General features: G+C 47.8%; 6 protein-coding genes. 5 read left to right on the forward strand and 1 reads right to left on the reverse strand.

Annotation, left to right across the window (positions count from 1 at the left end; genetic code table 11):
- Positions 1 to 36 precede the first annotated feature (36 nt).
- The 3 genes from RIE73_RS16435 (at position 37) to RIE73_RS16445 (ending at position 3,112) form a co-directional block, all read left to right on the forward strand.
- Entirely contained in the window at positions 37 to 810 is a 774-nt protein-coding gene (locus tag RIE73_RS16435; protein ID WP_446402200.1) for a thioesterase II family protein, read from the forward strand.
- A 372-nt stretch (positions 811 to 1,182) separates the two neighbouring features.
- Positions 1,183 to 1,962: a response regulator transcription factor gene (locus tag RIE73_RS16440; protein WP_446402201.1), complete on the forward strand. Its 780-nt coding sequence runs from the start codon at positions 1,183 to 1,185 to the stop codon at positions 1,960 to 1,962.
- A 241-nt stretch (positions 1,963 to 2,203) separates the two neighbouring features.
- The gene (locus RIE73_RS16445) at positions 2,204 to 3,112 is read left to right on the forward strand and encodes an Npun_R2479 family HD domain-containing metalloprotein (protein ID WP_446402202.1); all 909 of its coding nucleotides are present in this window, start codon (positions 2,204 to 2,206) and stop codon (positions 3,110 to 3,112) included.
- A gap of 120 nt (positions 3,113 to 3,232) precedes the next feature.
- Here the strand turns inward: RIE73_RS16445 and RIE73_RS16450 are convergent, their stop codons facing one another.
- Positions 3,233 to 3,535 carry an STAS domain-containing protein gene (locus RIE73_RS16450; protein WP_446402203.1) on the reverse strand — a complete coding sequence of 101 codons (303 nt, stop codon included), beginning with the start codon at positions 3,533 to 3,535 and terminating at the stop codon, positions 3,233 to 3,235.
- Between the two features lie 514 nt (positions 3,536 to 4,049).
- Between RIE73_RS16450 and RIE73_RS16455 the strand changes: the two genes are divergently transcribed.
- A complete protein-coding gene (locus RIE73_RS16455; protein ID WP_446402204.1) occupies positions 4,050 to 4,772 on the forward strand; it encodes a peptidylprolyl isomerase in 723 nt (240 codons plus the stop codon).
- Positions 4,773 to 5,439: 667 nt separating this feature from the next.
- On the forward strand, positions 5,440 to 8,829 hold the full coding sequence (locus RIE73_RS16460) for a two-partner secretion domain-containing protein (protein ID WP_446402205.1): 3,390 nt from the start codon (positions 5,440 to 5,442) through the stop codon (positions 8,827 to 8,829).
- Positions 8,830 to 9,097: the final 268 nt, after the last annotated feature.

Raw genomic sequence — 9,097 nt, forward strand, 5'->3', positions numbered from 1 at the left:
TTTGATGGATTTACGCTCAAACGATGGTATAATACTATGACTGTTAAACAAAATGTTGGCTCCTGGATCATTTGCCCTAAACCGAAGCCAAAGGCTCGCCTGCGACTATTCTGTTTCCCCTGTGCGGGGGGTACTGCTTCGGCGTATAGTTCATGGTTAAATCGTATGCCACCGGATGTGGACGTTTGCATCATCCAACTTCCGGGGCGGGGTAGTCGGTTGATGGAGCGCCCGTTTACTCGACTCCCGCTTCTGGTTCAAACGCTGGTATCGGTTCTACAGCCGTATTTGATGATACCATTTGCGTTTTTCGGTCACAGTATGGGGGCGTTAGTTGGCTTTGAAGTCGCCCGTCAACTCCGCCGCCAGAATGGTTCGGGTTTAGTTCACCTATTTGCTTGTTGTTGTCCGGCTCCTCAGATTCCTATTTCCAGACAACCTATTTATCGGTTACCGGATGCTGCATTTATCGCGGAATTGCGTCATCGTTATCATGCCATACCGCAGCCGATTTTAGAGAATCAGGAACTATTGCAGTTATTTTTGCCGAGTCTGCGAGCTGATTTTACGATGATGGGAACCTATCAGTATGCTACCGAAAAACCGCTCGACTGTCCAATTTCTGTATTTGGCGGTTTACAGGATCGGGCAATTAGCTATGATCACTTGGAAGCTTGGCGGATTCAGACAGGTCGTTACTTTATGTTGCAACTATTTCCGGGCGATCATTTTTTCCTTCACCATCCGGAATCACCGTTTTTGTCGGCATTATCTGAACAGATCAGGGATTGTTTCTGGGCGAGATGTTAATTGGTTTTGATTCTCAGCTGTCATGGTTTTAAATTGGGTATTAGTAGCGGTACTAAGACAGGTTAGGACAGTCTTTATTGTTAAGAGTTCCCTCTGGGACTAGCTGATGTCCTTGCCGTTTCTCCTAGTGCTAGAGTAGCCAGCAAGATACTCACACAAGTCATGCATTTAAATTGGGGATTAGTAGCGAGCTTGACCTTGCACTTTTCAGCAAACTCACTAACACAATTGTGCCACAAATCTGACCGATCTATACCAGCAAGTTTGCAGAATAGGTGAATGCATCGCCTCACTCCTTTGCTTATCGTGTTAATAGAACAACGGGTTACTCCCATAAGAGACCTCAAATTCCGTAGCAGGAGTAGATGTGTGATGAAAAAGATTCTGGTGATTGAAAATGACACCAAAACCCGAATAATGTTTCTAGACTACTTAGAAGCAGCAGGATTCAACGCCATCGGTGTAGAAAATGGTCATATCGGCATTCAGCAAGCCCAAAAACAGTTGCCCGATTTAATCATTTGTGGCAAACTGATGCCAGAGCTGAATGGGTATGAAGTCCTCACTCGGTTGCGTCAAGATTCGACTACAGCAGTTATTCCTTTCATTTTTATCGCTACCAAAGGCAGCCAAGCTGAGCAGCGTAAATGCATGGAGCTAGGAGCCGATGATTATCTGACTCAACCCTTTACCGCCAAAGAATTGCTCAGAGCCATTTCCGTTCGCCTCAAAAGACAAGAAACCCTCAGGCGGTGGTACGCGACGCCATCTCCAGACACCCCATCTGCTGATGCGGCTGCACTAGCCACCTGTGAGTCATTCTTCCCATCTATCCCCAAGCTGAATCAATGCTTTAACTTTATTGAAGCGAATTATCACCAACAGATTAGTCTTCGCGATGTCGCCCAAGCTATGGGTTATTCCCCCGCTTACTTAACCGACTTAGTACGACGCCAGACAGGAGAGTCCGTATGTCGCTGGATTATCAAGCGCCGGATAGCCGAAGCCCGTCGCTTGCTGCTGGCGACGAGTCAATCGGTGCAAACAATTGCTGAAGCTGTGGGTTATCTCGACACAGGCTATTTTATTCGACAGTTTCGTCAACATAACGGTATGACTCCCCACGTTTGGAGACAGGCTAATCAACATTAGAATCCCTTTTCTTTGCCTCAAGGTTTTAAATGGGAGCATGTCATCTTTGTCGGTTGGACTTTTGGCACGAAACCCAACTCCAGATTAGCCTGTTGGGTAACACTTACGCTCTACCCAACCGACTTGAACGTTTTAGGCAAAACTGACATGCTCCCTCGAAAATTGCTGAGTTGAGTGCCATTCTTCCTCAGGTGCATCTCAATTTAACGAATCGATTAGATTATAACCGAGTATGCTGCTAATGTTTAATCCGACAGATGTACTGATTGAAACTTGTGTTACCCAACTACAGGCTGAATACCGCTATACTTACGGTCACGACAAACCTGACTATGCCAACCTAATCATTCAGGTCGCTACCTTGGCTTTAACCAAAATTACTAGAAGTAATGCCCTTTATCATACGGTTGAACATACCATCCTTGCTACCTTAGTCGGACAGGAAATTTTACGAGGTAAGCACCTTCGGGAAGGGAATGTCTCCCCGAAAGACTGGTTACATTGTATCATTTCTTTATTGTGCCATGACATTGGCTATGTTAAAGGGATTTGCCACCAGGATAAAATTAACCAAAGACAGTATGCCACTGGTATTAATCAGGAAGTCATTATTCTCCCTCCAGGTGCTACCGATGCTAGCCTTGCTCCTTATCATGTAGACCGAGGCAAATTATTTATTCAAGAGTATTTTTTGGGTGAGGATTTAATTGATATTGAAGTCATTCAGCGTAACCTTGAATTGACCCGTTTCCCCGTACCTGCTGATCAGGACTATCAAGATACGGTCAACTATCCTGGCTTAATTCGTGCTGCTGATTTAATCGGTCAACTTAGTGACCCTCAATACCTACAAAAGCTAACTGGATTGTTTTATGAATTGGCAGAACTAGGGACTCATAAAGGGTTAGGATACCATCATCCAGCAGACTTACGCCAAGGCTACCCAAAATTTTTCTGGAACCTGGTCTATCCCTACATCCAAACGGGGTTGCACCACTTGCAAATGACGCAGTGGGGTGGACAAATTATCGCCAATCTCTATACTAATGTTTTCGTCATCGAGAGGGAACTTCGAGCGGCTGAAGAATCAGCAGAACACTCACAAGTAATCCCCTTTTTGCCACGGCGATTAAAATTGCTGCTACGCTAATGTATGCGAAGCCTTCTTGAAGGGTAGATTGAAGGAGGCAATTGAAATCGCGGAACCACACAAACCAAGTCCGCCTGCGCGGACTGGTTGATAACGGGGGTAGTTAACCCGGATTTGCTATCAGGTTAAATCCTGCAGTTGTTCTTCCAAAATCATCCGCGTCACGGCGTCTACAAATTCTAAAGATAGGGTTTTTCCCAATGCGGCGGCTTGTTTCATCCCCGCCATTAGACTGCGAATTCCTTCGGCTTTAATTACGTTGACGGATACTAAATCCACAACCACGGTATCCGTCGCCAAGTCTAAGGCTTGTTCTAGAGATTGTCTAAACGCGGGACTGCGAGCACTATCGAGACAACCGCTGGGTCTGAGTACCACGGTGCTGGGTCGTAGGTTTGAGGAAGTAAGGGGTTTTAGTTGCATTATATATCTGACTGAATGGTTGAGTTGGATTTAAATCATTAGGATTCATTTGATAATTACAATAAACAATTCGCTGAGGTAAGGGATTAAGGTTTTCTACCAGGTTGAATGCCAAGTTGAGAACCAGCGATTACAGGATTCAGCCATGGCTATTGCAGTTTTCGGCAATCGGGTTAACGCAATTGTGCCAGGAAGTTTGCAGAAGAGGGGGGTGTCTGAACCCGCTCTTTTTTTTATTGTGTTAAGTAATGAACCGTATTGAAACCCGGAAACGCAAGAAGCCAGGGAGTTGAGGAGACAAAAGCTATGCACATTCATTGGAAGAAGCTCGTTTTTACTACCACACTCTGGCTAGTCACAGAAGTTATTCTGAACTTTTTAGGACTTGATAATCTAGCTGACTACAGTGAATTTTTGTTTGGGCGAAACGTGAACCCAGGACAGTCCCTGAATTCAGCCTTGATTATTCTAATTCGTTAGTTTTACCTGTTTTATTGTTTAGGCTTTGAGCAAGATGATGACCACCTTTTTTAAACACCCAAACCGCCGCAGTACCGACAAAAAAGTTACTCATAAGGTTATTCGTTCATCGCTGATTCCGCCAGGGTTACGGGAAAGTCTGATCAATCAGGCGATCGCGCCGTTTGATTGTACGGATGAGGAGGTTTTTCAGGCTTGTCAGCTATTCGGTCAACGAAATAATTTGCAGGGGGAACAGGAATTCCACGCTTGGTTAAAGCGGTGTGGGATGAGTCAGACTGAATTAGAGGCGGTGTTCCGGCGGCGGATTCGATTGGAAATGTTTAAACAAGCGACTTGGGGACATCAATTGGAGTATTATTTCCGTCAGCGGAAACGAGAGTTAGATCGAGTGGTTTATTCTTGTTTAAAGACCAAGGAGTTTGCTGTGGCATTTAAACTTTATTTGAGTCTGAAGAAAGGGGAACAAATCTTTGCTGAAGTGGCTCGTGAATTTTCTCAAGGGTCAGAGGCGAAATGGGGGGGTTTGATTGGTCCAGTTGAGTTGGGTAGTCTGAGTCCTAATTTAGCGGGATTACTGCGTAGTAGTCAATCGGGTCAAGTTTGGTCGCCTCAACCGGCAAAAGATGGGTATACTGTTGTCCGATTAGAGAAGTTGATTCCGGCGCAGTTGAATGAAGCGATGCGCCAGCGGTTGCTGAATGAATTGTTTGAGGCGTGGTTATATGAGCAGATGAATCAAGCAGAATTGACGTGAATTGACATCTAAGTAGGGGCACGGCATTGCCGTGCCCTACAATTGGTGTTGTTATTTTATACAGCAGTTTGCTCGGCTATGCGGTACATTGTCGATCCCCCTCGCATCCCCCTTAAAAAGGGGGACTTTGAGCGACTGTACTTTATTACAGAATTAAGCGCTATAAGCTGTCATGCATTTAAATTGGGAATGGGTAGCGAGCAAGATGCAAAGCCTGCGGCATGGCTTCGCTTAACGCACTACAAGGATGAGAGCCATTGTTGACATTAATGTTTAAATGCCAAACAGCTTACCCCTGGGTATTGGTGTCTGAAAATCTGGTGATACCAAATCCGCCTTTATTACCCCCTTTTGCCACGGCGATTGAAATCGCTGCTACACAAACTTTCGTCCGCAAGGTAAGGACTGGTTTATAACGGGGGTAGCGTTCCCCGGATTTGGTAGGATTGGGGGGGTTTAGAGAGCGCCCACTTTTTTTGTCAAACTATGGGATAATTCGGTTTATACTATATAAATCAACATCAACAGGGCTTGATTCCCTTAAATTGTGTTGACTCAACCTTGCCGTTTTACCCACCATGGGTTTTGGGTTATTTGGTAGTATGCGATACCTAATTTCCCCGTTGAGTTCAGCATAATCCCCTTACTCGCTCAGGAGACGTTTACCATGATTACTCTAGGCTGGTTCACTCGCCGTTGGCAGTCTTTGGTTATCGGTACTGTGGCGGTTGTGGGGATGTTCTCCACCGTCGCTGGGGAGGGGGTTTTAGCGCAAATTGAGCCGGATGATACCTTGGGGGCTGAGAGTTCTACCGTCAGATCCCTTGATCCTAACCTTCCCGTGGATGTAATCGAGCAGGGAGCGATTCGGGAGAGTAATTTATTTCACAGTTTTCTAGAATTCAATGTGGATGCGGGGCGGGGGGTTTATTTCTTCAGTCCGGCTAATATTGAGAATATTCTCACTCGCGTTACCGGAAACAACCCTTCGAGAATTTTTGGCGTTCTGGGTACGTTTGGAGACTCTAGTCCTAATTTGTTTCTGATGAATCCCAATGGGATTTTATTTGGACCCAATGCCAGTTTGGATATCGAGGGGTCGTTTTTTGCGACGACGGCTGATGCGATTCGGCTGGGGGATGCAGGATTATTTAGCGCCACTGAACCGGCGAAGAGTAATTTACTGACGGTTAATCCCTCTGCTTTTTTGTTTAATGCCATTGCCGCTCAACCGATTCTGAATCAATCCCAAGCCGCCAGTGTGATAGATCAACCGAATTCTAATGGTGGTTCTCCAGGGTTACAAGTAAGAGCGGGTCAAACCTTGGGGTTAGTTGGCGGAGATGTCAGGTTAGAAGGGGGGAATCTGACAGCCGCTGGTGGGCGTATTGAACTGGGGAGTGTGGCTGGGATAGGGGAAGTGAGTTTGACTCAGATGGGGAATCGGTTTGTCTTGGGGTATGACTCGATTGCAGAATTTGGGGATATTTCTTTGTCTGAGGGAGCGTTTGTGGATGCCAGTGGTGAGGGGGGCGGTGATGTGCAGATTCGCTCGGCGCGATTGGAGATGACTCAAAGTTCCGACATTTGGGCGGATACTTTGGGTGAAATTCCCGGGGGAGAGGTACGGGTAAAAACGACGGAATCGGTGACGCTGAGTGAAGGTTCGCTGCTGTTCGCTGATGTTTTTGGGGCGGGAGATGGGGGAGATGTGACTATCCTTACCCAGGACTTACGCATCCTTGACGGTGCTGCTTTATCCGCTTCCACATTTGGAGTTGGGAATGCTGGGAACTTACGGGTGGAGGCGACTGACCAGATTGAAGTGATTGGTAGCCCCGAAGGAAATGCCAGTTTTATCGCCGCGCGAGTTAACTCAGGTGCTACAGGCAATGCTGGGAATTTGACCCTGAACACAGGAGAACTATTTCTCAGCCAGGGGAGTCAGATATCGGTGTCAACCTTCGGAGAAGGGAATGGGGGTGAGTTAAATGTCAATGCTAGCCAAATTGAGTTAAATGGCGATAACCCCATCAATGGCAATCCCAGTGGTTTGTTTGCTGCTGTCGAAGATGGTGCCACAGGAAATGGGGGAAATGTGACCATCTCTACCCAAGACCTACGCATCAAGGACGGTGCCGAATTATCCGCCTCTACATTAGGTGAAGGGAATTCTGGGAACTTAACTGTAACTGCAAAAGACAAGATTGAAGTGATAGGCAGCCCCGAAGGGAATTCCAGTAATATCGCCGCGCGAGTTAACCGAGGTGCTACAGGCAATGGGGGGAATTTGACCCTAGAGACAGGAGAACTTTTCGTCAGCCAGGGGGGTCAGATATCGGTGGGAACCTTCGGAGAAGGGAATGGGGGTGAGTTAAATGTCAATGCTAGCCAAATTGAGTTAAATGGCGATAACCCCATCGATGGAACTCCCAGTGGTTTGTTTGCTGTTGTCGGTGATGATGCCACAGGAGATGGGGGAAATGTGACCATCTCTACTGAATACTTACGCATCCTTGACGGTGCTTCCTTATCCGCCACTACATTTGGTGAAGGGAATTCTGGGAACTTAACTGTAACTGCCACGGACAAAATTGAAGTCATAGGCACTGACCCCGAAGGGAATTCCAGTGGTATCCGGGCGCAAGTTGACTTAGGTGCCACAGGCAATGCCGGGAATTTGACCCTGGAGACGGGAGAACTATTGGTCAGCCAGGGGAGTCAGATATCGGTGGGAACCTTTGGAGAAGGGAATGGGGGTGAGTTAAAGGTCAATGCTAGCCAAATTGAGTTAAATGGCGATAACCCCATCGATGGCAATCCCAGTGCTTTGTTTGCCGATGTCGGAGATGGTGCCACAGGAGATGGGGGAGATGTGAGTATCTCTACCCAAAACCTACGCATCCTTGACGGTGCCGAATTATCCGCCTTGACGGCTGGTATAGGCGATGCTGGAGATTTAACCGTCACCGCCACCGACAAGATTGAAGTGATTGGCACTGACGCCGAAGGGAATCCCAGTAATATAAACGCCCTCGTCACCGCCCGCGCTACCGGGAATGGCGGGAATCTCACCCTAAATACCCCTTCTCTCCTCGTCACCGATAACGGTTTACTCTCCGTAGCCACCTTCGGCAATGGCACCGCCGGCAACCTTTTAATTAACACCCAAACCCTAACCGTTACCAACGACGCCACCGTCTCCGCCGCCACCTCTTCCCCCAGCCCCGACGGAATTGGCGGGAATCTCACTATCAACGCCAGCGACAGGGTACAACTGACCAATCAGGGACGAATCATCGCCCAATCTACAGGTGCAGCCCAAGCGGGGGATATCCAAATTAACACCGAACACCTCAGTGCCACCAATGGCACCATTGCCACCTCCACCGAACAGTCGGCTGGGGGTGCGATTACCATCACGGCTTCTGACATCCGCCTATTTGAAGATAGCGACATCACCAGCCGCGTTGCCTCCGGTGCCGGGGGTGGCGGTAATATTACCCTAACTGCCAACACCATCCTGGCATTTGACGATAGCGATATCCTAGCTTATGCCCGTGATGGCAGAGGTGGGGATATCAGCTTGAACACCGTCGCCTTCTTCGGAGAGAACTTCAAACCGGCGCCCAGAGGCACTGACCCGGTTACCCTTGATATTAACGATCGCGTGGATATCAATGCCGACGGTTTGGTGCCCGGCACAATTACCATCCCCGACACCAGCTTTATTGAAAACAGCTTCATCCTGTTATCAGGCGATGGAATCGACACCGACGAACTAATTGCCGAAAGTTGTATTGCCCGTCGTCATCAACCCCGACGGGGTAGCTTCTTTATTACGGGCACAGGGGGTATCCCGTTTCGCCCTGGGGATCTTTACGATACACCCTATCAGACTGGTACGGTGCGGTCAATTCCCCCTGCTGCAGATGGGGAAGAATCGTCGTCTTCAACTCGTCGCCCATGGAAAATCGGTGATCCGATTATTGAACCCACGGGGATATATCGATTAGCCAATGGAGAGTTGCTCATGGGTCGTTTATGTGGGGAGTAACGGTAAAAGGGTAGTGGTTTGGCACACCTGAATTGGTGAATTTTGAAACCGTAGGGGCGCACCGACGTGCGCCCGACAAGCCCCATGCGCCCGTCGTATCAACTTAAGCCACAACCCCCTCTCCCCCAGCTTACAGGTGTAGGTTTTTTATTTTATGGTTGGGACAAGACAAGGAGGACAAGGATGGAAAGAAGACAAGGGGGAAAAACCGTACAAAATTAGGTTCGGTCAAACTCGCTTCTAAAAGCCGAAACGCCCGATTTTCCGT

The sequence above is a fragment of the Coleofasciculus sp. C1-SOL-03 genome (assembly GCF_040220555.1).
GTDB lineage: Bacteria > Cyanobacteriota > Cyanobacteriia > Cyanobacteriales > Coleofasciculaceae > Coleofasciculus.